This is a genomic window from Streptomyces sp. NPDC025651 (assembly GCF_055558735.1).
Genome location: NZ_JBVHLZ010000001.1, coordinates 1 through 26,011 on the forward strand (window position 1 = coordinate 1; position 26,011 = coordinate 26,011).

The 26,011-nt window shown below is 71.1% G+C and carries 20 protein-coding genes and 2 rRNA genes; 13 read left to right on the top strand and 9 right to left on the bottom strand.

Annotated elements, in window-relative coordinates; translation table 11 throughout:
• A 23S ribosomal RNA gene (locus tag ACZ4D5_RS00005) occupies positions 1-213 on the top strand; the annotation flags it as partial.
• An 89-nt stretch (positions 214-302) separates the two neighbouring features.
• Positions 303-419, top strand: a 5S ribosomal RNA gene (gene rrf, locus ACZ4D5_RS00010).
• A 100-nt stretch (positions 420-519) separates the two neighbouring features.
• Here rrf and ACZ4D5_RS00015 read toward each other — a convergent pair.
• From ACZ4D5_RS00015 to ACZ4D5_RS00035, 5 genes are read right to left on the bottom strand one after another with little or no spacing between them, the layout of a single operon-like run.
• On the bottom strand, positions 520-1,830 hold the full coding sequence (locus ACZ4D5_RS00015) for a DUF58 domain-containing protein (protein ID WP_467770028.1): 1,311 nt from the start codon (positions 1,828-1,830) through the stop codon (positions 520-522).
• Positions 1,830-2,819: an AAA family ATPase gene (locus ACZ4D5_RS00020; RefSeq protein WP_467770029.1), complete on the bottom strand. Its 990-nt coding sequence runs from the start codon at positions 2,817-2,819 to the stop codon at positions 1,830-1,832. Before ACZ4D5_RS00020 ends, ACZ4D5_RS00015 begins: the two co-directional genes overlap by 1 nt.
• Entirely contained in the window at positions 2,816-4,078 is a 1,263-nt protein-coding gene (locus ACZ4D5_RS00025; RefSeq protein WP_467770030.1) for a DUF4350 domain-containing protein, read from the bottom strand. The genes ACZ4D5_RS00020 and ACZ4D5_RS00025 overlap by 4 nt, the downstream gene beginning before the upstream one ends.
• Entirely contained in the window at positions 4,075-4,800 is a 726-nt protein-coding gene (locus ACZ4D5_RS00030; RefSeq protein WP_467770031.1) for a DUF4129 domain-containing protein, read from the bottom strand. Before ACZ4D5_RS00030 ends, ACZ4D5_RS00025 begins: the two co-directional genes overlap by 4 nt.
• A gap of 4 nt (positions 4,801-4,804) precedes the next feature.
• On the bottom strand, positions 4,805-6,109 hold the full coding sequence (locus tag ACZ4D5_RS00035) for a DUF7847 domain-containing protein (protein WP_467770032.1): 1,305 nt from the start codon (positions 6,107-6,109) through the stop codon (positions 4,805-4,807).
• Between the two features lie 140 nt (positions 6,110-6,249).
• Here ACZ4D5_RS00035 and mtnA point away from each other — a divergent pair, with 140 nt between their 5' ends.
• From mtnA to ACZ4D5_RS00070, 7 genes are all read left to right on the top strand, one after another.
• A complete protein-coding gene (gene mtnA, locus ACZ4D5_RS00040) occupies positions 6,250-7,410 on the top strand; it encodes an S-methyl-5-thioribose-1-phosphate isomerase (protein WP_467770033.1) in 1,161 nt (386 codons plus the stop codon).
• A 403-nt stretch (positions 7,411-7,813) separates the two neighbouring features.
• Positions 7,814-8,503 (top strand): two-component system response regulator MtrA, encoded by a 690-nt coding sequence (gene mtrA / locus ACZ4D5_RS00045; RefSeq protein WP_189176211.1) that lies wholly within the window; start codon positions 7,814-7,816, stop codon positions 8,501-8,503.
• A gap of 1 nt (position 8,504) precedes the next feature.
• Complete coding sequence (gene mtrB / locus ACZ4D5_RS00050; RefSeq protein ID WP_467770034.1) at positions 8,505-10,658, top strand: MtrAB system histidine kinase MtrB; 2,154 nt, start codon at positions 8,505-8,507, stop codon at positions 10,656-10,658.
• Positions 10,648-12,510: an LpqB family beta-propeller domain-containing protein gene (locus tag ACZ4D5_RS00055; RefSeq protein ID WP_467770035.1), complete on the top strand. Its 1,863-nt coding sequence runs from the start codon at positions 10,648-10,650 to the stop codon at positions 12,508-12,510. The genes mtrB and ACZ4D5_RS00055 overlap by 11 nt, the downstream gene beginning before the upstream one ends.
• A gap of 257 nt (positions 12,511-12,767) precedes the next feature.
• The gene (locus ACZ4D5_RS00060) at positions 12,768-13,613 is read left to right on the top strand and encodes a ComF family protein (RefSeq protein ID WP_467770036.1); all 846 of its coding nucleotides are present in this window, start codon (positions 12,768-12,770) and stop codon (positions 13,611-13,613) included.
• A 314-nt stretch (positions 13,614-13,927) separates the two neighbouring features.
• Positions 13,928-14,620: a ribosome hibernation-promoting factor, HPF/YfiA family gene (gene hpf / locus ACZ4D5_RS00065; protein WP_467770037.1), complete on the top strand. Its 693-nt coding sequence runs from the start codon at positions 13,928-13,930 to the stop codon at positions 14,618-14,620.
• Between the two features lie 194 nt (positions 14,621-14,814).
• Complete coding sequence (locus ACZ4D5_RS00070) at positions 14,815-15,558, top strand: response regulator transcription factor (protein ID WP_362339751.1); 744 nt, start codon at positions 14,815-14,817, stop codon at positions 15,556-15,558.
• On the opposite strand, the gene ACZ4D5_RS00075 is transcribed toward ACZ4D5_RS00070, so the two are convergent.
• On the bottom strand, positions 15,551-16,738 hold the full coding sequence (locus ACZ4D5_RS00075; RefSeq protein ID WP_467770038.1) for a winged helix-turn-helix domain-containing protein: 1,188 nt from the start codon (positions 16,736-16,738) through the stop codon (positions 15,551-15,553). The two genes, ACZ4D5_RS00070 and ACZ4D5_RS00075, sit on opposite strands and share 8 nt — an antisense overlap.
• A gap of 70 nt (positions 16,739-16,808) precedes the next feature.
• The gene (locus ACZ4D5_RS00080) at positions 16,809-17,381 is read right to left on the bottom strand and encodes a GNAT family N-acetyltransferase (RefSeq protein ID WP_467770039.1); all 573 of its coding nucleotides are present in this window, start codon (positions 17,379-17,381) and stop codon (positions 16,809-16,811) included.
• Positions 17,382-17,630: 249 nt separating this feature from the next.
• On the opposite strand from ACZ4D5_RS00080, the gene secA reads away from it, so the two are divergent.
• On the top strand, positions 17,631-20,465 hold the full coding sequence (gene secA, locus ACZ4D5_RS00085) for a preprotein translocase subunit SecA (RefSeq protein WP_467770040.1): 2,835 nt from the start codon (positions 17,631-17,633) through the stop codon (positions 20,463-20,465).
• A 156-nt stretch (positions 20,466-20,621) separates the two neighbouring features.
• On the opposite strand, the gene ACZ4D5_RS00090 is transcribed toward secA, so the two are convergent.
• Positions 20,622-21,083, bottom strand: coding sequence for an Rv3235 family protein (locus ACZ4D5_RS00090; protein ID WP_467770041.1), 462 nt, complete (start codon positions 21,081-21,083; stop codon positions 20,622-20,624).
• A 299-nt stretch (positions 21,084-21,382) separates the two neighbouring features.
• On the opposite strand from ACZ4D5_RS00090, the gene ACZ4D5_RS00095 reads away from it, so the two are divergent.
• From ACZ4D5_RS00095 to ACZ4D5_RS00105, 3 genes are all read left to right on the top strand, one after another.
• Positions 21,383-21,889, top strand: coding sequence for a DUF6912 family protein (locus ACZ4D5_RS00095; protein ID WP_467770042.1), 507 nt, complete (start codon positions 21,383-21,385; stop codon positions 21,887-21,889).
• Between the two features lie 60 nt (positions 21,890-21,949).
• Positions 21,950-22,618, top strand: coding sequence for an HAD family hydrolase (locus ACZ4D5_RS00100; protein ID WP_467770043.1), 669 nt, complete (start codon positions 21,950-21,952; stop codon positions 22,616-22,618).
• A gap of 109 nt (positions 22,619-22,727) precedes the next feature.
• The gene (locus ACZ4D5_RS00105) at positions 22,728-25,019 is read left to right on the top strand and encodes an ATP-binding protein (protein WP_467771450.1); all 2,292 of its coding nucleotides are present in this window, start codon (positions 22,728-22,730) and stop codon (positions 25,017-25,019) included.
• A gap of 413 nt (positions 25,020-25,432) precedes the next feature.
• Here ACZ4D5_RS00105 and ACZ4D5_RS00110 read toward each other — a convergent pair whose 3' ends face one another.
• Positions 25,433-25,999 (bottom strand): DJ-1/PfpI family protein, encoded by a 567-nt coding sequence (locus tag ACZ4D5_RS00110; RefSeq protein WP_467770044.1) that lies wholly within the window; start codon positions 25,997-25,999, stop codon positions 25,433-25,435.
• Positions 26,000-26,011 lie beyond the last annotated feature (12 nt).

Consider the following 26,011-nt stretch of genomic DNA (forward strand, 5'->3'; position numbering starts at 1 on the left):
TGCCAGTTGTCCTGCCAAGGGCATGGCTGGTTGGCTACGTTCGGAAAGGATAACCGCTGAAAGCATCTAAGCGGGAAGCCTGCTTCGAGATGAGTATTCCCACCCCCTTTGAGGGGTTAAGGCTCCCAGTAGACGACTGGGTTGATAGGCCAGATCTGGAAGCCCGGTAACGGGTGGAGGTGACTGGTACTAATAGGCCGAGGGCTTGTCCTCAGTTGCTCGCGTCCACTGTGTTGGTTCTGAAACCACGAACGACCCCGCATGGGTTTTGCCGTGTGGTGCGGTTGTCAGTTTCATAGTGTTTCGGTGGTCATAGCGTGAGGGAAACGCCCGGTTACATTCCGAACCCGGAAGCTAAGCCTCACAGCGCCGATGGTACTGCAGGGGGGACCCTGTGGGAGAGTAGGACGCCGCCGAACTCCTTTTGAAGAAAGCCCCGGACCGGGAACGGTCCGGGGCTTTCTTGCGTTATGGGCCCCTTTTCTTGATGGGGATGGAATAGCTGCCGCCCCTTTCTGCTCAGAGGCGGCCGGCGGCCTTGAGGGAGAGGTATGCGTCCGCCAACGCGGGTGCGAGGTCCTTGGGGGTGGCGTCCACGACCGTGACGCCACGGCGGGTGAGTTGCTCCGCTGTGCGGTGGCGTTCCGACTGGGCTTGGGCGGCTGCTGCTGCGTCGTACACCGCTTCTGTCGTGCCGCGGGAAGCCGCCATTTCTTCGATGTGCGGGTCGGCCACTGACGCGACCAGCACTTTGTGGCGCTTGGTGAGGCGGGTGAGGACCGGGAGCAGGCCTTCTTCGATGGGGGCCGTGTCGAGGCTGGTGAGCAGCACGATCATGGAACTTCGAGGGGCCGTGCGAAGGGCCGTCGACGTCAGGCCTCTGGCGTCCGTCTCGATGAGTTCGGGTTCCAGCGTGGCCAGGGCGTTGACCAGGGATGGGAGGACGTCGCCTGCTGAGCGGCCCTGGACCAGGGCGCGTACTCGGCGGTCGTAGGCGAGAAGGTCCACGCGGTCGCCGGCGCGGGAGGCCAGGGCGGCGAGGAGTAGGGCCGCGTCCATGGAGGCATCGAGGCGGGGTGCGTCGCCCACTCGGCCGGCGGAGGTGCGGCCGGTATCGAGGACCAAGAGGATGTGGCGGTCGCGTTCCGGGCGCCAGGTTCGGATCGCGACGCGGGACTGGCGGGCGGTGGCGCGCCAGTCGATGGAGCGGGTGTCGTCCCCGGGAACGTAGTCACGGAGGCTGTCGAACTCGGTTCCCTGGCCGCGTGTCAACACGCTGGTGCGGCCATCGAGTTCGCGTAGGCGGGCCAGCTTGGAGGGGAGGTGCTTCCGGCTGGCGAAGGGCGGCAGGACGCGTAGGGACCAGGGGGCCTTGTGGCTGCCCTGGCGGGTGAAGAGGCCCAGGGGGCCGTACGAGCGGATGGTCACGCGGTCGGCGTGGTGGTCGCCTCTGTGGGTGGGGCGCAGGCGGGTCGTGAGACGGCGGCGCTCGCCGGCCGGGACGGTCAAGTGGTGGCGTGACGCGGCGACTTCGGTTCCGGGTTGCCAACTGCTCGGGGGCCAGGCGTCGCGGAGGTCGGCGCGCAGAGGGCGGCCGGAAGGGTTCGTGACGGTGAGTTCGACGTCGGCGGCTTCGCCCAGACGCACGGAGGTGTCGCCGGAGCGGGTCAGGCCGAGGCGGCGTACGGGGGCGGCCAGGGCGAAGTCGCAGGCGCAGGCCAGGGCCAGAGGGGCGTTGACGGCGAGGATGCCGGTCCAGCTCGGCTCCCAGAGGCCCACGGGGAGGGTGCCCAGGGCCGCCAGGAGGGCGGTGCGTCCGGTGAGGGCCATCAGCGGGGGACCGGGACGTGGGCGAGGATCGCGTTGATGACGGAGTCGGCCGTCACACCTTCCATCTCGGCCTCCGGGCGGAGTTGGATCCGGTGGCGGAGGGTGGGGAGGGCGAGGGCCTTCACGTCGTCGGGGATGACGTAGTCGCGGCCGGTGAGCCAGGCCCAGGCGCGGGCCGTGGAGAGCAGGGCTGTGGCGCCCCGAGGGGACACGCCGAGGGTGAGGGACGGGGATTCGCGGGTGGCGCGGCACACGTCCACTACGTACGCGGTGATCTCGGGGGAGACGGAGGTCTTGGCGACGGCGGCTCGGGCGGCTTCGAGGTCGGCGGGGCCCGCCACGGGGCGTACGCCGGCGGCGCGGAGGTCGCGGGGGTTGAAGCCCTGGGCGTGGCGGGTGAGGACGTCGATCTCGTCCTGGCGGGACGGGAGGGGGACCGTCAGTTTGAGGAGGAAGCGGTCCAGTTGTGCTTCGGGGAGGGGGTACGTGCCTTCGTACTCGACCGGGTTCTGGGTGGCCGCGACGAGGAACGGCTCGGGGAGCGGGCGCGGTGTGCCGTCGACCGTGACCTGGCGTTCCTCCATCGCTTCGAGGAGCGAGGACTGGGTCTTGGGCGGGGTGCGGTTGATTTCGTCGGCCAGGAGGAGGTTGGTGAAGACCGGGCCGGGTTGGAAGGAGAACTCGGTGGTGCGGGCGTCGTAGACGAGGGAGCCCGTGACGTCGCTCGGCATCAGGTCGGGGGTGAACTGGACGCGCTTGGTGTCGAGTTCGAGGCTCGACGCGAGTGCGCGGACGAGCAACGTTTTGGCTACCCCGGGGACTCCTTCTAGTAGGACATGGCCGCGGCAGAGGAGGGCGACGACGAGGCCGGTGACGGCGGAGTCCTGGCCGACCACGGCCTTGGAGATCTCGGTGCGCAGAGCTTCGAGGGAAGCGCGTGAGCTGCGGGGATCTCCGGTGGGCCCGGTGTCAGTGGTCGGGTCCATCATGAGTGGCGTACCTCTCTTTCGAGGGCGTCGAGTTGGTCGGCGAGGGCGATGAGTGCTGCGTCGTTGCCGGGAGGCGGCCCGAAGAGGAGGGGGCGAAGGTCTTGGCCGGAGGTGCTGACGCGGGCGGACAGCGCGGGGATCAAGGTTTCGGGCGCGTGCGCCTGCGTGGGGGATACGCCGACAAGAGAGGCGAGGCGGGTGCGGGTGGCTGTGCGCAGGGCCGCGGCCGCGCGGTCGCGGGCGTTCGCCTTGCGATAGAGGCGGGCACGGCCTTCGACGGTCTCTGAGGCGCGGATCGCCACAGGGAGGCGTTCGGCGACGAGGGGGCCGAGGTGGCGGGCTCGCCACAGGGCGGCGAGCGCGGCCGCGATGGTGAGCTGCAGGGTGCCCCAGAGCCAGCCGGAGGGGATCAGGTCGAAGAAGCTTCGGCGTTCGGACTCGGTGGCGGCCTGGTCGTCGGAGAGCGAGGGGAGGTACCAGACCAAGTGGGGGCGGGAGCCGAGGAGTTGGAGGGCGAGTGAGGCGTTGCCCTGCTCGTCGAGACGGTCGTTGTAGAGGATGTCGGGCGCGCCGAGGACGACGGTGTCGCCGTTTCCGCGGGGGGCGGGGAGATGCAGAAGGCTGGGCAGACCGTCGCTGAGGTAGCAGGCCTCGGCGTCCGGGGCGAGGGAGTCGTAGCGGATGCCGCCCATGTCGGCGGTGCCCGCGCGGCGGGCCGCGGGGAAGGAGCAGGCGGGGGAGAGCGTGGAGTCGGTGCTGGGAGTGGCGTCCGCGGTGACCCCGGGGGCGAGGGTGCCGATCGACGGGGCGCCTGGGGTGACGAGGACGGTACGGCCGTCGGAGTCCTTGGTGGCCTCGTGGAGTCGGGAGCGCTGGCGGTCGGTGAGCAGGTCGGGGTTGGCCACGAGGAGGGTCGTGTCCGGGCCGGCCGCGGAGCGCGCTTCTTCGGTGCTGGTGACCACGCGGGTGGACACGCCTCGGTCGGCGAGGAGTTCGGCGACGGCCCGGCTGCCGTAGGGGTCGGCGGAGCGCGGGTCGAGGCGGCCGTGCTGGGCGCCGGAGCGGACGGCGGCGAGGGCGACGGCCGCGGCCAGGAGGACGAGCAGGGCGAGGGCGATGCCTCGGGAGCGGGTCCACAGCTGGCGGGGGGTGGGGGAGAGCGAGGTCGGGGCCGGGCCGGGAGGTGTGCCGGGCTGCTGCGTGGTGGTGGGCGGCGCGGAGGGCTGGAGCGGCTCCGTGGAAGGGGTGGGGCCGGTCATTCGGCGGCCCCCTGGGAGCTGCTGCTCGGCGTGGTGTGGGCGGTGCTGGTCAGGACCGGTTTGGTGCGTTCCAGGTCGCGGTCGAGCTCGGCCAGGCGGAGGTATGTCGGCTCGTCGGTGGTGCGGCCGCCGTATGTCACGTCGTCGAACGCGTGGGCGGCGGTGCGCAGTCCGTCGGTGTGGGAGGGGAGGGTGCGGCCCGCTTCCGCTGCCGCCTCGTCGGCGGTGCGTCCGGGGCGGGGGTCCAGGAGTGCGCGTTCCTCCAGGGCGCGGACGATGGCGCGCATGCGTTCCTGGACGGCCTGGTTCCAGTGGGCCTGGGCGGCGTGTGCCTCGGAGGCCGCGCGGTGTTCCGCGGCGCTGCGGGGGCGGTCGTCGAAGAGGGCCGGTGCGGAGGCGGGGGAGCGTCGGGGGGTGCCGAGGCGCCACCACAGGGCGACGGCCAGGAGTACGACTGCCAGCACGATGACCAGGAGGCCGAACCCGCCGCCCGGGGTGGCCCCCGAGGCGGCGGAGAACAGGTCGTCGACCCAGCTCCAGAAGCGGTTCAGGGCTCGCTGGAAGAGGCTGGGGTCGTTCTCGTGGTACATCGGCTTGGACAGTTCGCGCTCGGCCGCCTCCCGTGCGGGGTCGCGGGGGATCGTCACCGGTGGGTCGTCGCCGGCGCGCGGCAGGAGCGGTGCCGCTCCGAGCCCCATGAGCACTGCCCCCGCCGCGGTCACCGCATCAGCTCCCCGGGGTGCCGGGCGGGGTGGTGCCGTGGCCGGGGAGGCCTGCGGCGCGGGCCAGTTCGAGGTCGAGGGCCTCGCGGCGGATCCGCTGGTCGATGTAGAGGAGGACGGTGACTCCAGCGGTGATGGGGAACGTCAGCATGGAGCCGATCACCGAGCCGACGCCGCTGACGATCAGGAAGGTCCAGCCCAGTTCGCCGGTGTTGTTGAGGAAGCCGGTGACGCCGTCGCCGCTGAGGGCGCCCGCGATGAACGTGAACGGGATGACGATGATCGACGCCACGACGTTCGCGATGATCGCGGCGAGCAGCTGGATGCCGAAGACGCGCCACCAGGAGCCGTGGACCAGCTTGACGGAGCGGGCCAGGGACTTCTTGACGCCCTGCTTCTCCAGCATGAGCGCGGGAGAGGCGAGGGAGAAGCGGATCACGACCCAGATGGCGGCGATGCTCGCGGCCAGGCCGCCGAGGATGGCCAGGCTGGCGCCGGCGTCGGAGGCGCCGGCGAGGGCGATCAGCACGCCGGGCAGGATGCCGACGGCGACGATCGCCGCGCCGATGAGCGGGATGAGCAGTGTCAGGCCGAACAGCTTCGCCAGCTGGGGGCGGGAGTCCCGCCAGGCCTCCTTGGTGGTCACCGGCTTACCGAGCACCGCACGGCTGGTGACCATCGTGAGCAGGGCCGTCGCGATGATCGTGCCGAGCAGGGTGATCACGAGGACCGTGCCGGAGCTCAGCATCGTGTCGCCCATGGCGCGGGTGAGTTCGCCGACGGTCGCGCTCGGGTCGTTGAGGGCTTCGGTGTCGACGGAGTCGTTCAGGACGAGCCCCTGAAGGAGGACGACCACGATCTCCGTGAAGACGGCCACCGTCAGGGAGATGCCGAGCACCGTGCGCCAGTGGGCGCGCATGGTCGACACCGCACCGTCGAGGATCTCGCCCACGCCGAGCGGGCGGAGCGGGATGACGCCGGGCTTGGCCGCGGGCGGCGGGCCTTGCCAGGCACCCCAGCCGCGGTAGCCGCCGGGGCCTCCCGGGCCGCCGGGACCTCCGCCGGGGGGCTGGCCGCCCCAGCCCCAGCCGCCGCCCTGGCCGGGCGGAGGGGGCGGTGGAGGCGGCGTCTGGCCCGGGCCCGAGGTGCCGGGCGGGGACCACTGGGCGGGCGGCGGCTGCTCCTTGGACCACTTGGACGCGCCGCTCTGCTGGCCGGCGTCCGCAGGCCCGGCGGCGTCCGGCTTGCCGGAGTCCTGTCCTTCGGAGGGGGCAGATCCGGGCGAGGCCCAGCCCGGAGTGTCGTTCATCGTCGCTCCTTCAAGGTGCCCGTCCGCGGGTGCGGCGGCAGGTTGCCAGCCATCGTGCCACGGGGCACCGGCCAGGTGACCGGGCGCCGTAGGGGCTGTACACCTTCAATTGTCCGCCGGGTACGGGGCAGACTGGGCGGATGGCTGATCAGTACGCGCAATCCAGCGAGGACAAACGGCCGACCGAGACCCCGACGACGATTCCCGCGATCCGATGGGACGACCCACCTGAAGGACCTGTGCTGGTCCTCCTCGACCAGACCAGGCTGCCGGGCGAGGAGATCGAGCTGGTGTGCACCGACGCGCCGGCCCTGGTGGAGGCGATACGGACGCTCGCGGTGCGCGGGGCACCGCTTCTGGGCATCGCGGGGGCCTACGGCGTCGCGCTCGCCGCTGCCCGTGGCTTCGATGTGGACGAGGCGGCGGACTCGTTGGCGGGGGCGCGGCCCACCGCGGTCAACCTCGCGTACGGGGTGCGCAGGGCCCAGGCGGCGTATCGCGCCGCGGCCGTGGGCGGCGCGGGTCTCCGGGCGGCGGCGGGTGCCGCGCTCGATGCGGCGCGGGCGCTGCACGCCGAGGACGCCGAGGCCAGTGCCAGGATGGCGGCGCACGGTCTGGCTCTGCTCGACGAGCTGCTGCCGGGCGGTGGGCATCGCGTCCTGACGCACTGCAACACGGGGGCGTTGGTCTCCGGTGGGGAGGGCACGGCGTTCGCGGTGGCCCTCAAGGCGCACAGAGAGGGGAGTCTGCGCAGGCTGTGGGTGGACGAGACGCGGCCGTTGCTGCAGGGGGCGAGGCTCACCGCGTACGAAGCGGCGCGGAACGGCATGGCGTACACCTTGCTCACGGACAACGCGGCGGGTTCGCTGTTCGCGGCCGGTGAGGTGGACGCGGTGCTGATCGGTGCCGACCGCATCGCGGCCGACGGTTCGGTGGCCAACAAGGTGGGGAGCTATCCGCTCGCGGTGCTGGCGCGGTATCACCATGTGCCGTTCATCGTGGTGGCGCCGGTGACGACCGTGGACCCGGACACCCCGGACGGAGCGTCCATCGAGGTGGAGCTGCGGGGCGGGCACGAGGTGACGGAGGTCACGGCACCGCATGTGCCGGTGATCGGGATGGAAGCGGGAGGCGGTATTCCGGTGGCACCTCTGGGGACCCAGGCGTACAACCCCGCGTTCGATGTGACGCCACCCGAGCTGGTGACGGCCCTCGTCACGGAAGAGGGCGTGCTGTCACCTGTGACGGCAGAGGGTATTGCCGAGCTGTGTGCCAGGTCACGACAGGTGACGATCGGTTGACCGGATGATGGCGCGGGTGGCGGCGGGGAGGTTCTCAACCGGCTGTGCCTGCTGCTGACGTACCGGCCTCGGCTTCGGCTTGCTGCGGGCCCTGTTGGCCTGGCCCGCAGCAAGCAGCAAGCAGCAAGCAGCCCGCAGCCCGTGGCCGGGGCGGGCGGCGTCGTGGCTTCGGGCGGCCACCATGGTGCGGGCGGTGAGCGGGGGTGGGGGAGTGCGGGGGTGCAGAGCGTGGGGTCGTAGCCGGGGCTTTCGGTGATGTTCGACCTGCCGCGGTGAATGATCCGCCCCTGACGGCCATGACCGGCATCGGCGGGCGACGGCAGACAGTAGTGCCCCCGTACGACTATCGTCACAGGCCAGTGACCTACCTCACCAGCAGCACAGTCGCCGTTACGAGAATGGGATGATGTCAGGCATGAAGGGACGAGTCCTTGTCGTCGACGACGACACCGCACTGGCCGAGATGCTCGGGATTGTGCTGCGTGGTGAAGGTTTTGAGCCGTCGTTCGTAGCTGATGGCGACAAGGCGCTGGCTGCTTTTCGGGAGGCCAAGCCCGATCTTGTGCTGCTCGACCTCATGCTGCCGGGGCGGGACGGCATCGAGGTGTGCCGCCTGATCAGGGCGGAGTCCGGAGTGCCGATCGTCATGCTCACCGCAAAGAGCGACACCGTGGATGTGGTGGTCGGTCTGGAGTCGGGGGCCGACGACTACATCGTCAAGCCGTTCAAGCCGAAGGAGCTCGTGGCCCGGATCAGGGCGCGGTTGCGGAGGTCGGAGGAGCCCGCGCCGGAGCAGCTGGCCATCGGTGACCTGGTCATCGACGTGGCGGGGCACTCCGTGAAGCGGGACGGGCAGTCGATCGCGCTGACGCCGCTGGAGTTCGACCTGCTGGTCGCGCTGGCGCGCAAGCCGTGGCAGGTGTTCACGCGTGAGGTGCTGCTCGAGCAGGTCTGGGGCTACCGGCACGCGGCGGACACCCGTCTGGTGAACGTCCACGTCCAGAGGCTGCGGTCCAAGGTCGAGCGGGACCCGGAGCGGCCGGAGATCGTGGTGACCGTCCGTGGCGTCGGTTACAAGGCCGGACCGAGCTGACGTGTCCCGGGACAGTTCCTCCTCGGCGCCCGCAGGTCCGGGGGCACGCCCGGGGCGGACTGGACCGGCGCGTCGCGCGTCCCGGTTCGGGCGGCTCGTCGACGGCGGGCTGCTGTTGCAGGGGGGCATGCAGGGCAGTCCTGTCGTGCGGCTCTTCGTGCGCTGGGTGCGCCGTCCGCTGCTGCCCGCGGTGCGGCTGTGGCGGCGCAACATCCAGCTGAAGGTCGTCGTCACGACCTTGCTGATGTCGCTCGGCGTGGTGCTCATGCTCGGCTTCGCCGTCATGAGCTCGGTGAACAACGGCCTGCTCAAGGCCAAGGTGAAGGCCTCGCAGAGCCAGGCCGACGGTGGCTTCAGGGCCGCGCAGGACAGTGTCAACGCCGCGCGGCAGAGTGCCCAGGGGCAGGGCCAGGAAGGCAGCACGGCCGACGGGCGCAACGCCGCGGTGTGGATGTCCGACCTCGTCGAGCAGCTCTCCAGCGGTGGTCAGAACGCCTTCGCGGTGGTGACGCTGAGCCCCACCTCCGCGGGTGACGCGGGCAGTGTGCGGGGCTCGCGGGCCTCGGGCGGGGTGGAGCCGATCCTGAGCGTGCCCGAGGAGCTGCGTCTCCAGGTCGACGACGGCACGGGCGTCTACCAGGCCAATACGCGCATCATCTACGACGACGGCCGTGAGCCGCAGTCGGGCCTGGTCATCGGCAAGCGGCTCAACGACCTCAACGGCGACCCGTACCAGCTGTACTACCTCTTCCCGCTGACGCAGGAGGAGGAGTCGCTCAACCTCGTCAGGACGACGCTCGCGACCGCGGGGCTCTTCGTCGTGGTGCTCCTCGGTGCCATCGCGTGGCTGGTGGTGCGCCAGGTCGTCACGCCCGTGCGCATGGCGGCCGGTATCGCCGAGCGGTTGTCCGCCGGGCGCCTTCAGGAACGTATGAAGGTCACCGGTGAGGACGACATCGCGCGGCTCGGTGAGGCCTTCAACAAGATGGCGCAGAACCTGCAGCTGAAGATCCAGCAGCTGGAGGAGCTGTCGCGGATGCAGCGGCGGTTCGTGTCCGACGTGTCGCACGAGCTGCGGACGCCGCTGACGACCGTGCGGATGGCCGCCGACGTCATTCATGAGGCGCGGGTGGACTTCGATCCGGTGACCGCGCGGTCGGCCGAGTTGCTCGCCGATCAGTTGGACCGCTTCGAGTCGCTGCTCGCCGATCTGCTCGAGATCAGCCGGTTCGACGCGGGGGCGGCCGCCCTGGAGGCCGAGCCGATAGACCTGCGCGAAGTCGTGCGGCGGGTCGTCGGCGGCGCGGAGCTGCTCGCCGAGCGCAAGGGCACGCACATACGGATCGTCGGGGATCAGCAGCCCGTGGTCGCCGAGGCGGATGCCCGGCGTGTGGAGCGGGTGCTGCGCAACCTCGTGGTGAACGCCGTGGAGCACGGCGAGGGCAAGGACGTCGTGGTGCGGCTCGCCGCCGCGGGCGGCGCGGTCGCCGTCGCGGTGCGGGACTACGGAGTGGGCCTCAAGCCCGGTGAGGCGACCCGGGTGTTCAGCCGCTTCTGGCGGGCGGACCCGGCACGCGCGCGTACCACCGGTGGTACGGGACTCGGGCTCTCCATCGCGCTCGAAGACGCGCGGCTGCACGGTGGCTGGCTGCAGGCGTGGGGTGAGCCGGGGGGCGGTTCGCAGTTCAGGCTGACGTTGCCGAGGACGGCGGACGAGCCGCTGCGGGGTTCGCCGATACCGCTGGAGCCCGACGACTCGCGTCGGCACCGCGGTCTCAACGACGCGGGGCTGCCGCTCGGCGGCGTCAGCAAGCTCGCCACGGTGCCCGCGCAGGCGTCCGCGACATCGCCCGAGAGGGTGTCGCCGCCCGTGCCGGTGAAGGGGCCGATACCGCCGCGGCTCGCCCAGGCCGCGGCCGTGGATCCGACGGCGCTGCCCGGTAACGGGGCGCGGGTCGTACCGCGCAGACCGCTGGAGGGGGAGTCCCGGAGCGACGGGGCCTCGGACGGCGCGGTGCACGAGGCGGAAGAGTCCGGGGCGGGCGAGTCCGGGGCGGGCGAGTCCGGGGCGGGCGGTGAAGGCTCTGCCGGGCACGTCGAAGCGGAGCCGGGCACGGATGCGGACAGGGAAGAGGAGAGCACGCGTGGGCGCTGACCGTGACGGGCGCGGCCGCGGGCGGGGCCGCCGGCGTTCGCCGCGCACGGGGCTGCTGCTGGGCAGCTGCGGCGTGCTCCTGGCCGGCTGTGCCTCGATGCCCGACAGCGGGAATCTGAAGGCCGTCGACGCCTCGCAGCGCCCGGACTCGCAGTCGCAGGTGCGGGTCTATGCGATGCCGCCGCGCGAGGGCGCCAAGCCCGTGGAGATCGTGCAGGGCTTCCTGGAGGCGCTGACCAGCGACGACCCGCAGTTCGCGATGGCGCGCAAGTATCTGACCAAGCAGGCGTCGAAGGACTGGCACCCGGAGGAGTCCACGACGGTGCTCGCCGACGGCCCGAACACGGACGCGGGCAACGCGGGCAACGAAGCCGACGACAGCCGTCGCTTCACGCTCACCGGCCAGCAGGTCGCGAAGGTGGACGAGCAGCACGCGTACCGGCCGGACGAGACCTCGTACAGCCAGTCCCTCCACCTGAGCCAGGTGGGCGGTCCGGGCGGGAGCGAGTGGCGCATCGACAAGCCGCCGCCGGGCGTGGTGCTCGGTGAGTCGGACTTCCAGCGGATCTACCGGTCGGTCAACAAGTACTACTTCGCCGGGCCTTCGGGGGCCGGCGTCAGCGGGGAGCCGGGGCTCGTCGCGGACCCCGTCTACATACGCCAGCGGATCGACCCGCTGACGCAGACGGTGAAGACGTTGCTGGAGGGGCCGACCAACTGGCTGGGGCAGGTGGTGCGTTCGAGCTTCCCGAGCGGTACGCGGCTCAAGGATCCGGACAAGCCGCTGACGCTGGACGACCAGAACCGGCTGACCGTGCAGCTGAACAGCCGGTCCGACAACACCGGGCAGACCCAGTGCAAGGAGATGGCGGCGCAACTGCTCTTCACCTTGCGGGACTTGACGCCCTCGGGCGTCGAGCAGGTGACGTTGGAGCGTTCCAACGGCTCGATGCTCTGCGTCCTGAGCCAGGAACGGGCCGAGACCGTCGCGTCGTACCGCAGTGCGGACCGTCCCGACTTTCAGTACTTCGTCGACGAGAAGCACCGCCTGGTGAAGATGTCGGCCAGTGCGGGGAGCGCCGTGACGCCCGAGCCGGTGGGCGGTGTGCTCGGCACCGGTGACCAGCCGCTGCTCTCGGCGGCGGTCTCGCGTGACGAGAAGCGCGCGGCCGGGGTGTCGCTCGACGGCAAGTCGCTGTACACGGGCTCGCTGCTCACGGACGACACGCTCGGCAAGGCGCGGCTGCGCAGCAAGGCCAAGTCGGAGAAGCAGCGTCTGTCCACGCCGAGTTGGGACGGCAGGGGCAACCTGTGGGTGGCCGATCGCGATCCGAAGCGGCCCCGGCTGCTCTGGCTCGAACAGGGGCAGGGCGATCCGGTCGAGGTCGAGATCCCGGCTCTGGACGGTCGCGTCGAGTCGGTGCGGATGTCGGCCGACGGCGTGCGCATCGCGCTGCTGGTGAAGAAGGACGGCAAGACGTCGCTGTGGATCGGCCGGGCCGAGCGGGGCGGCGGCAAGGGGGAGCGGCCCGAGATATCGGTTCTCGACCCCACCCCCGCGGCACCGCAGATGGAAGAGGTCACGGCCATGTCGTGGGCGGGCGGCGGCCGGCTCGTCGTCGTCGGCCGGGAGACCGGCGGGGTGCAGCAGATCCGGTACGTCCAGTCCGACGGCTCGGTGCTTCCGGGCACCGCGCTGCCCGGCCTGACCGGCGTCATGGAGATCGCGGCGTCCGAGGACGAGCGGCAGCCGCTGGTGGCCCACTCGGACGACGGGATCGTGCGGCTGCCGACGGGCTCGCAGTGGCAGACGGTGGTGAAGGAAGGGATGGCTCCGGTCTATCCGGGGTGAGCTCTTGTCCGGGGCGAGATCCTCCGGGGTGAGCTCCCTCTGGGGTGAGCTCCCTCTGGGGTGAGCGTGAGTTGTCCGTGACGTGGGGGCCCGTGACGTGGGGGGTCCGGCGCGGGTGACGCGCGGGGCCCGCACGCATTATGCCCGCGGGCCTGAGGGGGCCAGGCCCGCAACGGGGCCTCGGCGGTGGGCAGTTGTCCACAGGGGGTTATCCACAGGGGTGGCCGGGCGGTCCGCGGCTTGGCACAGTGGTGGACATGCGGGGGTGGTGGCAGGACCTCACCGACCTGGTGCTGCCGGCCGAGTGCGGAGGCTGCGGAAGGCCTCGGACGGCACTCTGTGACGAGTGCCGTGCCGCCCTGATCGGGGCCGCGCCGCGCCGGGTGCGACCGGTGCCGGAGCCGCCCGGGCTGCCCGTGGTGCATGCCGCGGCGCCGTACGAGGACGCGGTGCGGGCCGTTCTGCTCGCGCACAAGGAGCGTGGCGCCCTGGGGCTCGCGGGACCGCTGGGCGCCGCGTTGGCCGCGTCCGTGCGTGCCGCTCTGCGGGGCGAACCGCGGGTTCGGGGTGATAGGGGCGCCCCATCGTGGGTAGGCGGCACACAAGGCGGTCCACAGGGGCGTGTGATGCCGTTGTCGCTCGTTCCTGTGCCCTCGGCGCGGGCCGCCGTGCGGGCACGTGGTCACGACCCGGCACGGCGGATCGCGCTCGCCGCGGCGAGTGAGCTGCGGCGCGCGGGGATTCCCGCCCGGGTGCTCGCGGTGCTGCGCCAGCGGCGTGCGGTCGCCGACCAGTCGGGGCTCGACTCCCGGCAGCGGCAGGCCAATCTGGCGGGCGCCCTGGAGGTGACCGCAGGGGGCGGCCGGCTGCTCGCGGGCGGTGGCCGGGTGGTGGTCGTGGACGACCTGATGACCACCGGCGCCTCATTGGCGGAGGCCGCCCGGGCAATACGTGACGTACACACGGAAGAGAACGCGCGAGCGGAGGCCGTGCGAGAACCGGGAACGGGGGTTCTTCGGAGGTCGGTATTGGGTCGTGAGAACGCGATCAGTGCGGCCGTTGTCGCCGCACCACCGGATTCCTTCGAAATAAACCGGAACTGATTGAGAACTTGCATCGTTGCAGGTGATGAGAGGGTGGATACACCTGAATGGAGGTACGCGGCAGTAGAGGGTGACGACATCCGTCCGGGCGAGATATGTTCGGTTGTGAGGAATGGCGGACGCCGTCCCTCGCATATCGGAATGCCGGTCTGTGGGTTATCCGCAATCACCCGGGCCGGTGGGGTGGAGATCTTGTCCGCGGGGGAGGAGGAGGTGGAAGTCACCGAGTCCGAGGCTCCGGGATTCACCGGGGCCTGGTGCAAAAGGGAGATGCTCCGCAGTCGAAGCGGAGCGATCCGGGAACGGAGTTCTGCGTGGACATCGTCGTCAAGGGCCGCAAGACCGAGGTGCCCGAGCGGTTCCGCAAGCACGTGGCCGAGAAGCTGAAGCTGGACAAGATCCAGAAGCTCGACGGCAAGGTGATCAGCCTCGACGTCGAGGTGTCCAAGGAAACCAACCCGCGTCAGGCCGACCGTTCCGACCGCGTGGAGATCACCGTCCGCGGGCGTGGGCCCGTGATTCGCGCGGAGGCCTCGGCAGCAGATCCGTACGCGGCGCTCGACCTGGCCACGGCCAAGCTCGACGCACGACTGCGCAAGCAGCACGAGAAGCGTCACAACCGGCGAGGCACCGGCAGGCTCTCCGCCGCCGAAGTGGCCGAGCGGGTCCCGGACGCGGCGTACCTCAACGGAGACGGCACCGTCGCACGCGACGAGGAGCCGGACGGTGTGCCGGTCAAGAAGATCGGCTCCCTGGAGATCCAGGGCGAAGGCCCGCTCGTGGTCCGCGAGAAGACGCACGTAGCTGCCCCCATGTCGCTCGACCAGGCGCTCTACGAGATGGAACTGGTCGGACACGACTTCTACTTGTTCGTCGACTCCGAATCCAAGGAACCCAGCGTCGTCTACCGACGGCACGCCTACGACTACGGCGTCATCCGCCTCAACACCGACCCCATGGTCGCCAGGGCCGAATCGGCCGGCGGAGGCGGAGCACTCGGCGGCTGACCCTGCCCCGTGACCGCTGACGTGGTGCCCCTGGAGCGCGTGTGCGCCCCCCAGGGGCACCACCGTGCGCCCAGTGCGCGCACCGCACCGGCGCCGGGCATGAAATCATGGGCGGGCCGGCCAACCGGTGTGCTGCCGCCTCGGGTTGGCGCAGCAGAGGCACAACAGGCCACGGCCTTCATGGGGGAGGAACGATGGCGGACAGCTTCGGACCGATGCGACGCGACGATGCCGACGACGGCATCGGCATCGGCACGGACGCGGGCGCCCCACGCAAGGAGCCCATCAGGGTCCTTGTGGTGGATGACCACGCCCTCTTCCGCCGCGGCCTGGAGATCGTCCTCGCCGCCGAGGAGGACATCCAGGTCGTCGGGGAAGCGGGCGACGGCGCCGAGGCGGTGGACAAGGCCGCCGACCTGCTGCCCGACATCGTGCTCATGGACGTCCGGATGCCCAAGCGCGGCGGCATCGAGGCGTGCACCTCCATCAAGGAGGTGGCGCCCAGCGCCAAGATCATCATGCTGACGATCAGCGACGAGGAAGCCGATCTCTACGACGCCATCAAGGCGGGCGCGACCGGCTATCTCCTCAAGGAGATCTCCACGGACGAGGTGGCCACGGCGATTCGCGCGGTGGCCGACGGGCAGTCGCAGATCAGCCCCTCGATGGCGTCCAAGCTCCTCACGGAGTTCAAGTCGATGATCCAGCGCACCGACGAGCGGCGGCTCGTTCCCGCGCCCCGGCTGACCGACCGGGAGCTGGAGGTGCTCAAGCTGGTCGCCACCGGCATGAACAACCGGGACATCGCCAAGGAGTTGTTCATCTCCGAGAACACCGTGAAGAACCACGTGCGCAACATCCTGGAGAAGCTGCAGCTGCACTCCAGGATGGAGGCCGTCGTCTACGCGATGCGGGAGAAGATCCTCGAGATCAGGTGAGCGCGCGCACCAGCTCGGCGGTCAGCTCCGGGCGGTTCACCCGCTCCACCCGTACGGAGTCGCAGCCGACCCAGGACGCCGCTTCGAGCAGGGCCTGCGCCATCGGGGCCACCGCCTTCGGGGCGTCCAGCGAGACCTGCTTGGCCACCAGCGTGCTGCCCTCGCGCGCGGGGTCGACCCGGCCGAGGAGCTTGCCGCCCGCGAGCAGCGGCATCGCGAAATAGCCGTGGATCCGCTTCGGCTTGGGCACGTACGCCTCCAGGCGGTGCGTGAAGCCGAAGATCCGCTCCGTGCGCGCCCGCTCCCAGATCAGGGAGTCGAAGGGGGACAGAAGCGTCGTGCGGTGCCGGCCACGGGGCGCCGTCTCCAGGGCCCTGGGGTCCGCCCAGGCGGGCTTGTCCCAGCCCTGGACCCGCACCGGCACCAGACCCGAGTCCGCGACCACCGCGTCGAACTGCTCGCCCTTGAGGCGGTGGTAGTCGGCGATGTCCGCGCGCGTGCCGACGCCCAGCGCCTCGCCGGCCAGGCGGACCAGGCGGCGCAGGCACTCCGCGTCGTCCAGGTCGTCATGGAGCAGCGGGTCCGGGATGGCGCGCTCCGCGAGGTCGTACACCCGCTTCCAGGAGCGGCGCTCCGTGCACACCACCTCGCCGTGCATCAGCGCGCGCTCGACGGCGATCTTCGACTCGGACCAGTCCCACCACTCGCCCTTGTTCTTCGCGCCGCCCAACTCCGTCGCGGTGAGCGGGCCTTCGGCGCGGAGCTGCTTGATCACCTGGTCGTACGCCCCGTCGGGCAGGTCGTGGTGCCAGTGGGGGCGGGCGCGGTAGGCGCGGCGGCGGAAGGCGAAGTGCGGCCACTCCTCGATGGGGAGGATGCACGCGGCGTGCGACCAGTACTCGAAGGCGTGCGGACGGGCGGGGCCGGGGCCCGTCGTGCCGTCCCAGTACGCCGCCTCGACGCGGTCGCGGCCGACGGCGCCCAGGCGTGCGTACGGAACGAGTTCGTGCGAGCGGGCCAGGACCGAGATCGTGTCGAGCTGGACCGCGCCGAGGTGCCGCAGGACGCCCCGCACACCGGACTTGCGGTCGGGGGCGCCGAGGAAGCCCTGGGCGCGCAGGGCGATCCGGCGGGCCTCGTCGGCGGAGAGTTCGGTGGCGGGACTCGGCAGGCTCGTCATGGAGCGAACGATAGAGCGCGCCACTGACAATCCGGCGGGAGCGCCCGGTCCAGACCTCCAGGGGCGGCGCTCAGGCCTTCGCGGGCAGGTACGGGTGCGGCGACGGCATGCCGAGATCCGAGGGGAGCAGCGCGCCGACCCAGCCGTCGCGCAGCGTGCCCTTGTTGAGCAGGCCCGCGCGGAGCACGCCCTCGACGGTGAAGCCCGCCTTCTCCACGACCGCGCGCGAGCCGGTGTTGCCGACCTCCGCGCGCCACTCCAGGCGGGTGCAGCGCAGCTCCGTGAAGGCCCAGCGGGCGAGGCCGAGCACGGCCTCCGTCATATAGCCGCGGCCCCGGTGCTCCTTGGCCGTCCAGTAGCCGACCTCCCAGGTGCCCGAGCGCGGGTGGTGCAGGCTGGTGGCGGCGAGCAGCGGGCCGCCTTCCCTGGGGCGTACGGCGAAGGTGTACTCCAGGTCGTTGCGCCAGCCGTCCGGGACCACGCGGCCGATGAAGGTCTCGGCGTCCACGCGCGCGTACGGCGAGGGGATCGTGGTCCAGCGCTGGATGTCCGGGTCCTGGCAGGCCAGGTACGTCTCGTCGATGTCCCCGGGCGTGAAGACGCTCAGGCACAGACGTTCGGTGGTCAGTGTGACGGGCTCCATCAAGCGATTCTGCTGGTGCGCCCGCCAGGGGGCCAGTGCTTTTGCCGTGCCTGCTCGATCACCGGTCACGGAGTGTGGGCGGGCACCACCCGAGAGGTACTCATGGGCGCAACCCGGCACCTTCGGCGCTCCTCGCCCGTTGACCTCATGGCAGACCTCCCGGCGCAGCCGGGTCCTCGCATACGATGGCCGTTGCCCGACGAGTAAAACCGACCATGCCAGGCCCGACCGGCAAGGAGACCAACCCCCGTGTCCGTCCTCTCGAAGATCATGCGTGCAGGCGAAGGCAAGATCCTGCGCAAGCTGCACCGCATCGCGGACCAGGTCAACTCCATCGAAGAGGACTTCGTCAGCCTCTCCGACGCCGAGCTGCGCGCCCTGACCCAGGAGTACAAGGAGCGTTACGCCGACGGCGAGACCCTCGACGACCTCCTGCCCGAGGCCTTCGCGACGGTCCGCGAGGCCGCCAAGCGCGTCCTGGGTCAGCGCCACTACGACGTCCAGATGATGGGCGGCGCCGCGCTGCACATGGGCTATGTCGCCGAAATGAAGACCGGTGAGGGCAAGACCCTCGTCGGCACCCTGCCCGCGTACCTGAACGCCCTGTCCGGCAAGGGTGTGCACCTCATCACGGTCAACGACTACCTGGCCGAGCGCGACTCCGAGATGATGGGCCGCGTCCACAAGTTCCTGGGTCTGACCGTCGGCTGCATCCTGGCCAACATGACGCCGGCCCAGCGCCGCGAGCAGTACAACTGCGACATCACGTACGGCACGAACAACGAGTTCGGCTTCGACTACCTCCGCGACAACATGGCGTGGTCGCAGGACGAGCTGGTCCAGCGCGGCCACAACTTCGCGATCGTCGACGAGGTCGACTCGATCCTCGTCGACGAGGCCCGTACGCCGCTGATCATCTCCGGCCCCGCCGACCAGGCCACCAAGTGGTACGGCGACTTCGCCAAGCTGGTCACCCGCCTCACCAAGGGCGAGCCCGGCAACCCCCTCAAGGGCATCGAGGAGACCGGGGACTACGAGGTCGACGAGAAGAAGCGCACCGTCGGCATCCACGAGTCCGGCGTGAGCAAGGTCGAGGACTGGCTGGGCATCGACAACCTCTACGAGTCGGTGAACACGCCCCTCGTCGGCTACCTCAACAACGCCATCAAGGCCAAGGAACTCTTCAAGAAGGACAAGGACTACGTCGTCATCGACGGCGAAGTCATGATCGTCGACGAGCACACCGGCCGTATCCTCGCCGGCCGCCGCTACAACGAGGGCATGCACCAGGCGATCGAGGCGAAGGAAGGGGTGGACATCAAGGACGAGAACCAGACCCTTGCGACCATCACCCTTCAGAACTTCTTCCGCCTCTACAAGCGCGATGGCTACGACAGCGGCCTGTCCGGCATGACCGGTACGGCGATGACCGAGGCCGCCGAGTTCCACCAGATCTACAAGCTGGGCGTCGTGCCGATCCCGACGAACCGGCCGATGGTCCGCGCCGACCAGTCCGACCTGATCTACCGCACCGAGGTCGCGAAGTTCGCCGCGGTCGTCGACGACATCGCGGAGAAGCACGAGAAGGGGCAGCCGATCCTCGTCGGCACCACCTCCGTCGAGAAGTCGGAGTACCTCTCGCAGCAGCTCTCCAAGCGCGGCATTCAGCACGAAGTGCTGAACGCCAAGCAGCACGACCGTGAGGCGACCATCGTCGCCCAGGCCGGCCGCAAGGGCGCCGTCACCGTCGCCACGAACATGGCCGGTCGTGGTACGGACATCAAGCTCGGCGGCAACCCCGACGACCTCGCCGAGGCGGAGCTGCGCCAGCGCGGCCTCGACCCCGTCGAGCACGTCGAGGAGTGGGCCGCGGCGCTGCCCGCCGCCATGGAGAAGGCCGAGCGGGCCGTCAAGGCCGAGTTCGAAGAGGTCAAGGAGCTCGGCGGGCTGTACGTGCTCGGCACGGAGCGGCACGAGTCGCGCCGTATCGACAACCAGCTGCGCGGTCGTTCCGGCCGTCAGGGCGACCCCGGTGAGTCGCGGTTCTACCTGTCCCTTGGCGACGACCTGATGCGTCTGTTCAAGGCGCAGATGGTCGAGCGCGTGATGTCCATGGCGAACGTCCCGGACGACGTGCCGATCGAGAACAAGATGGTCACCCGCGCCATCGCCTCGGCCCAGTCGCAGGTCGAGCAGCAGAACTTCGAGACCCGCAAGAACGTCCTCAAGTACGACGAGGTCCTCAACCGCCAGCGCGAGGTCATCTACGGCGAGCGTCGCCGCGTCCTGAAGGGCGAGGATCTGCAGGACCAGATCACGCACTTCATGGACGACACCATCGACGCCTACATCGCCGCGGAGACCGCCGAGGGCTTCGCCGAGGAGTGGGACCTGGACCGGCTGTGGGGCGCCTTCAAGCAGCTCTACCCCGTGAAGGTCACGGTCGACGAGCTGGAGGAGGCCGCGGGCGACCGCGCCGGGCTCACCGCCGAGTTCATCTCCGAGTCCATCAAGGACGACATCCACGAGCAGTACGAGGCGCGTGAGGCGCAGCTCGGCTCCGACATCATGCGGGAGCTGGAGCGGCGGGTCGTCCTCTCGGTGCTCGACCGCAAGTGGCGTGAGCACCTCTACGAGATGGACTACCTCCAGGAGGGCATCGGCCTCCGTGCCATGGCGCAGAAGGACCCGCTGGTCGAGTACCAGCGCGAGGGCTTCGACATGTTCAACGCCATGATGGACGGCATCAAGGAGGAGTCCGTCGGCTACCTGTTCAACCTGGAGGTCCAGGTCGAGCAGCAGGTCGAGGAGGTTCCTGTCGAGGACGCGGCCGCGACCTCGCTCTCCAAGGACGGTGCGCAGGACGCCGTTCCCGCGGGTGCCTCCCGGCCGGAGATCCACGCCAAGGGCCTCGAGGCTCCGCAGCGGCCCGACCGGCTGCACTTCCAGGCGCCGAACGCCGAGGGCGGGGTCGACGAGGGCGACTTCGCCACGGACGGCGCGGGCGTGCGGTCCGAGGCGGACGGGATGACCCGTGCGGAGCGGCGCAAGGCTCAGAAGGGCGGGCGGCGTCGCAAGAAGTGACGCTGTCGCTGTGACGTGACACAGGCGGAGGGGCCGGGCTCTTGTCCGGCCCCTTTGTCGTGGCCTGGAACAGTGGTCCGGAGCCATGGCTGGTGCCGTGGTCCGGAGCCGTGGCCTGGTGCCGTGGTCCGGAGCCGTGGCCTGGTGCGGGCCGGGTCAGGGGTGTGGTTCCAGCTCCACCGCCGTGCAGCGCCACCTTCTGTCCGCGCCCAGCGACAGGCGGAACGCCAGCGCGCGCAGTCTCGGGCCCGTCGCGATGCGGGCGAACACCTCGTACGCGTCGGGATGCGGCTGGTAGTGGCCGATCCGGTGGATCGTGGGGCGGTGGCCGTCCGTGCACAGGGGGCGGCGCTCGGCCAGGCGGGCCAGCTCGTCGAACGCCGTGTTGGCGATGTGGCGGGCCACCCAGTACATCGGGCGCTGGCCGCTGAGGACGAGGACCAGGCGTTCCGCGAAGAGCTCCGTGGGGTGCGGGGGCGGGTTCGGCGGGATCGCCCTGGGTGGGGGTGTGCCGGGGCGTTCCGCGGGGCGACGGGAGTCCGTGCGGGTCGGAGGGCGGCCTGCCGGTGGGCGGGTGGCGGTTCGGCGCGGGCGGGGCCGTGTCATCACCTTGCGCATGGGGTGCCTCCAGTACCAGGGAGTAACTTTTCGTTGGGGGATCTTGTACGGGGGCGGGGCCGGAGGGCGCAAGGGTTCCCAGGCCGCGGCGGAGAGGGGGGCCGGGTTCACCTATCAGGAGGGCCCGGGGGCTGGAGGCGCCGAGCCCACGGGGTGGTGCCGGGTGAATTCCGGGACGTGCGTTGACGGCTCCACGGGTGAAGGGGGGAGCTCGATGGGGGACTCCCGCACGTATCCTGAAGGTCTTCCACGGCCACGAAGGTCCGCCTGCGCGCGGACACGAACGAAAGCGGTCAGCCATGCGCGTCTACGTCCCCCTGACCCTGCCCCGGCTCGCTGAGGCGTACAAGGCGGGGGAGCTGGGGCCCGGGCCGCTGGTCGCCTACGCCGTGACGCCCGCGCTGCGGGAGTGGTACGTCTCCGACGACATGGAGGAGCTCGAGTACGCGGCGCTCAACCGGGCGGCGCTGGCGTCGCTGCGGCTGGTGGCGGGGGACCCCGGGGCGGCACGGCGGCGGGTCGTGCTCGCGGCCGACGTGCCGGACGGGGCGGCGGTGGCCGATCCCGACCGGGGTCTGGACCAGGGAGCGCTCGGGGAGGTGCGGATCGCCGCGGCGCTGCCGCTGGGGAAGGCGGCGGCCGTGCATGTGGACGCCGGGGATGCCGAGGGTGACGTGGCGGCGGCTGCCGCCGCGCTCGGGGCGGCGGACCAGGGCGACGACGACGCGCGGTTCGTCGTGGACGGCGCGGAGGACCACGAGCTGCTGTGGTTCGCTACTCAGGAGATTCCCGGGTTGATCGGCTGAGCCGCGGTGCCGCCCGGGGCGGCAGGGTCGGGTGTCAGTGGGGACGGGTAGCGTTTTCGTATGGGGAAGCTGCTGCGCGGGGCGCACATCGTGTGGGACTGGAACGGGACGCTCCTGCATGACATTCATGCCGTGATCGACGCCACGAACGCGTCCTTCGCGGAGATCGGGCTCGAGTCGATCACGTTGGAGCGGTATCGCGACCTGTACTGCGTGCCGGTGCCCAAGTTCTACGAGCGGCTGATGGGGCGGCTGCCCAGCGAGGCCGAGTGGCGGGTCATGGACACCGTGTTCCACAAGCACTACTGGGCGCGGGCGGAGACCTGCGGCCTCGCCGAGGGCGCCGCGGAGCTGCTGGCCGCGCGGCGGGCGCAGGGGCGTACGCAGTCGTTGCTGTCGCTGGCCCCGCACGAACACCTGGTGCCGATCGTGCGCAGGCACGGCATCCAGGAGCACTTCGTACGGATCGACGGGCGCACCGACGACTCGCATGCCGGCAAGGCCGAGCGGATGGTGCGGCACCTCGCCGAGATCGAGGGGGTGGGCACCGATCGGGTCGTCGTGATCGGGGACGCCGTGGACGACGCGCTCGCGGCCGCGCACGTGGGGGCCAAGGCCGTGCTCTACACCGGGGGATCGCACAGCCGGGCCAGTCTGGAGGTCGCCGGGGTGCCCGTCGTCGACAGCCTGGAGGAGGCCGTCGACGTGGCGGAACGGCTCGCCGCCTGAAGGCGGTTGCGGGGATTTCGCTCACGCTCCGCGTCGTTCTGCGTACGCTGAGGTGACATCCTCGGCGGCATGAGCCTTGCGGGACGACGCGAACGGGGGCGGCAACGCGATGGGTTTCGGCTTCGGGCAGCGGCGGGGTGGGCAACTGCCCGCCGAGTTGACCTCGTTCGTGGGGCGTGTGGACGAACTGGCGCAGGTGCGGGCGGCGTTCGCGTACGCACGGCTTGTCACGCTGGTCGGGCCGGGGGGTGTCGGCAAGAGCCGTACCGCGTTGCGGGCCGCCGCCGGGCTCGGGGAGCGGTTCCCGGACGGGGTGTGGCTGGCCGAGCTGTCCGCCCTGCGGGACCCGGAGCTGATCCCCGCCACGCTCGCCGCGGTCCTCGAACTGCCCGAGCAGTCGGGGATGGCGCCGCTGGACGCGGTCGTGGCGCATCTGCAGGGGCGGCGGCTGCTCATCGTGCTCGACACCTGCGAGCACCTCGTCGACGCGTGCGCGATGCTCTCCGACATTCTGCTGCGCGAGGCCGCGGACGTATGCGTGCTCGCCACCAGCCGGCAGCCGCTGGACGTGCCGGGGGAGCACTGCTGTTCCGTTGCGCCGCTCGCGCCGGACGACGCCGTGGAGCTCTTCGCGCAGCGGGCCGCGGCCGTTGTGCCCGGGTTCGCCGCGGGGGAGGGGAATCGGGAGCGGTTGCTGGCGCTGGTCCACCGGCTCGACTGCATTCCGCTCGCCCTGGAGCTGGCCGCGGTGCGGCTGCGGGCCGTGTCGATGGAGGAGCTCGTCGCGCGGCTCGACGACCGGTTCCAGGTGCTCACCGGGGGGCGCAGGACCGCGCTCTCGCGGCATCAGACACTGCGTACGGCCATCGACTGGTCGCATGAACTGTGCACCCCCGCCGAGCAGTTGCTGTGGGCGCGGTTGTCCGTCTTCGTGGGCTCCTTCGAGTTGTCCGCCGCCGAACAGGTCTGCGGGGGCGGCGAGTTGGCGGTGGGAGACGTCCTCGAGCAGCTCATCGGGCTCGTCGACAAGTCCGTGGTGCAGCGCATCGGGGAGTCCGGGAACCGCTACCGGCTGCTCGACACCCTCAAGGAGTACGGGGCCGAGCGGCTCGGTGCGGTGGAGGGCGACGGGGGCGCGGCGCTGCGGGCGCGGCACTTCGCGTACTACCGGGATCTGGGGCGGCGCTTCGAGGAGGGGTTTCTCGGCGCCGCGCAGCCGGAGCTCCACCGCGCCGTGCGGGCGGAGATCGCCGACCTGCGGGCCGCTCTGGAGTACGCGTACGAGACCGAGGGGCGGGCGGCGGAAGGGCTCCGTCTCGCGGCGCGGCTGTGGCCGCACTGGCGGGCCTCCGGGACGCTCTCCGAGGGCGGGTACTGGATCGAGAAGGGCCTGGATCGGGTCCCCGACGACTGCTCGGCGCGGGCGTGGGGGCTGCTCGGGACCGGGGTCATCGGGGTCTGGACCGCGGATCTCGCGACGGCCGTCGAGCGGATGGCGCTGGCCAGGGAGTCCGCGGTGCGGGCGGGCGACGAGGAGGTCGAGCAGTTCGCCGCGGCGTACGCCAGTGGGCTCGCGGCGCTGTGCGGCGACGAGTCGGGGCTCGACGGGCTCGCGGCGGTGCGGCGGCGGATGGTCGAGAGCGACAACCTGCTGGGTCTTGTCGTCCTGGGGTACGAGGCCGCGCTGCTGCGGGCCGTCCTCGGGGACACGGAGGGTGCCCTGGAGCTGTGCGCGCAGGGCCTCGAACTGTTGGAGGGCACCGGGGAGCGGCAGATCTACGGGTCCACGCTGATGGCGCAGGGCCTGGTGCGATGGCTCGCGGGGGAGCGGGAGGCGGGCGTCTCCTCGCTGTGCCGGGGGATAGAGGCGGCCGGTGAGGTCGACGAGATCCTGGTCGCGGCGATGTGCTGCCACGGTCTTGCGTGGGCGGCCGCGCAGGAGGGGCGGCAGGTGCGGGCGGCGTGGCTGTTGGGGTACGCGGAGAACGCGCGGCGGCTGGGCGGGGATCCGATCGGCATGCTGCCCTCGCTCTTCGAGCAGCAGGAGGCGGCGCGGAAGTCGGCGCGGGAGGCGCTGGGGGGCAAGCAGTTCGAGCGCTGGCACGCGGTGGGGGCGCGGCTGTCGGGGCGGCAGGTGCTTGAGGCGGTGCGGGCCGACGCGGATACGCCGGGGCGGGCGCCGGCGCAGCGGGCCGCGCGGCGGGGCGGTGCCGATGTGCTGACGCGGCGCGAGCGGGAGGTGGCCGTTCTGGTGGCCGAGGGGCTGTCCAACCGGGAGATCGCCGAGCGGCTCGTCATCTCGAAGCGGACTGCCGATGCGCATGTCGAGCACATTTTGGCGAAGTTGGGGGTGGGGTCGCGGACGGAGATCGCGGGAGCGACGGAGATCGCTGGGGCGTGACGGGGATAGCTGGGGCGTGACAGGGGTCGTTCGTTGCTCGGGGGTCCCTCCTGGCCCGCCGCTCCGCGGCGGATTCCTTGCGTTGTCCCTGAGGGCGTTGTCCCTGAGGCCGGGGTCCAGGGCTCGGGGACGTTGCGGGGCCTGCCCTCGCCGACAAGGGCAGGCGGCCGCGTCGGCCGCTCGGGGGTGCGGTGGGGCGGGTGGGTGCCTTGCCACGACAAGCCGTGGGGGAGTTGACCAGGCACTGCCGGCACTCCGCCCGCCCCTTCCGCGGCCCCAGGCGAGGCGGCGCAGAACAGAGCCTGCCCGGTGTCCGCGTCTCCCGGCATCGGTATGCAGAAGGATCGGCATACCTATGTGGGGTCCGGTACGGCGCGCTCCGTATACCTAGCGGAGCGCCTGGGTCCGGCTGGTCACGTCACCGGGGCCTTCGCGCGCAGGACCGTGAGGAACTCGCGCATCCAGCCGGAGTGGTCCGGCCAGGCCCGGGCCGAGACCAGGGTGCCGTCCGCGACGGCCTCCGCGTCCTGGAAGGTCGCGCCCGCCGCCTGCATGTCCATCTCAAGGGCCGGGTACGCCGTGACCCTGCGCCCGCTCAGGCCGCCGATCGCCGCCGTCAGGAGCGGGCCGTGGCAGATCTGGGCGACCGGCTTGTCCGCGTCGAAGAAGGACTTGAGGATCTTGCGGAGCTCCGGGTCGTTGCGCAGGTACTCCGGGGCACGGCCGCCCGGGATCACCAGAGCGGCGTACTGACCGGGATCCACTTCCGAGAAGGCGAGATCCGCGGGCCAGGTGTAGCCCGGCTTCTCCGTGTACGTGTCGAAGCCCGGCTCGAAGTCGTGCACCACGAACTGCAGCTTCTTGCGGGCCGGGGCGGCGATGTGGACGTCGTATCCCTCCTCGCGCAGGCGCTGGTAGGGGTAGAGGACCTCGAGCGACTCCGCGGCGTCGCCGGTCACTAACAGGATCTTGGCTGCCATCTTGCTGCGCTC

What these genes read in the sequence shown, in the direction of transcription:
- ACZ4D5_RS00060 (WP_467770036.1), top strand. Translation starts at nt 12,768, where the DNA reads ATGCGGGGGTGGTGGCAGGACCTCACCGACCTGGTGCTGCCGGCCGAG.
- mtnA (WP_467770033.1), top strand. Translation starts at nt 6,250, where the DNA reads ATGGCTGATCAGTACGCGCAATCCAGCGAGGACAAACGGCCGACCGAG.
- ACZ4D5_RS00015 (WP_467770028.1), bottom strand. Translation starts at nt 1,830, where the DNA reads ATGGCCCTCACCGGACGCACCGCCCTCCTGGCGGCCCTGGGCACCCTC.
- ACZ4D5_RS00110 (WP_467770044.1), bottom strand. Translation starts at nt 25,999, where the DNA reads ATGGCAGCCAAGATCCTGTTAGTGACCGGCGACGCCGCGGAGTCGCTC.
- ACZ4D5_RS00070 (WP_362339751.1), top strand. Translation starts at nt 14,815, where the DNA reads ATGGCGGACAGCTTCGGACCGATGCGACGCGACGATGCCGACGACGGC.
- ACZ4D5_RS00105 (WP_467771450.1), top strand. Translation starts at nt 22,728, where the DNA reads ATGGGTTTCGGCTTCGGGCAGCGGCGGGGTGGGCAACTGCCCGCCGAG.
- ACZ4D5_RS00075 (WP_467770038.1), bottom strand. Translation starts at nt 16,738, where the DNA reads ATGACGAGCCTGCCGAGTCCCGCCACCGAACTCTCCGCCGACGAGGCC.
- ACZ4D5_RS00095 (WP_467770042.1), top strand. Translation starts at nt 21,383, where the DNA reads ATGCGCGTCTACGTCCCCCTGACCCTGCCCCGGCTCGCTGAGGCGTAC.
- ACZ4D5_RS00020 (WP_467770029.1), bottom strand. Translation starts at nt 2,819, where the DNA reads ATGATGGACCCGACCACTGACACCGGGCCCACCGGAGATCCCCGCAGC.
- ACZ4D5_RS00090 (WP_467770041.1), bottom strand. Translation starts at nt 21,083, where the DNA reads ATGCGCAAGGTGATGACACGGCCCCGCCCGCGCCGAACCGCCACCCGC.
- ACZ4D5_RS00080 (WP_467770039.1), bottom strand. Translation starts at nt 17,381, where the DNA reads ATGGAGCCCGTCACACTGACCACCGAACGTCTGTGCCTGAGCGTCTTC.
- ACZ4D5_RS00100 (WP_467770043.1), top strand. Translation starts at nt 21,950, where the DNA reads ATGGGGAAGCTGCTGCGCGGGGCGCACATCGTGTGGGACTGGAACGGG.
- ACZ4D5_RS00035 (WP_467770032.1), bottom strand. Translation starts at nt 6,109, where the DNA reads ATGAACGACACTCCGGGCTGGGCCTCGCCCGGATCTGCCCCCTCCGAA.
- mtrA (WP_189176211.1), top strand. Translation starts at nt 7,814, where the DNA reads ATGATGTCAGGCATGAAGGGACGAGTCCTTGTCGTCGACGACGACACC.
- ACZ4D5_RS00025 (WP_467770030.1), bottom strand. Translation starts at nt 4,078, where the DNA reads ATGACCGGCCCCACCCCTTCCACGGAGCCGCTCCAGCCCTCCGCGCCG.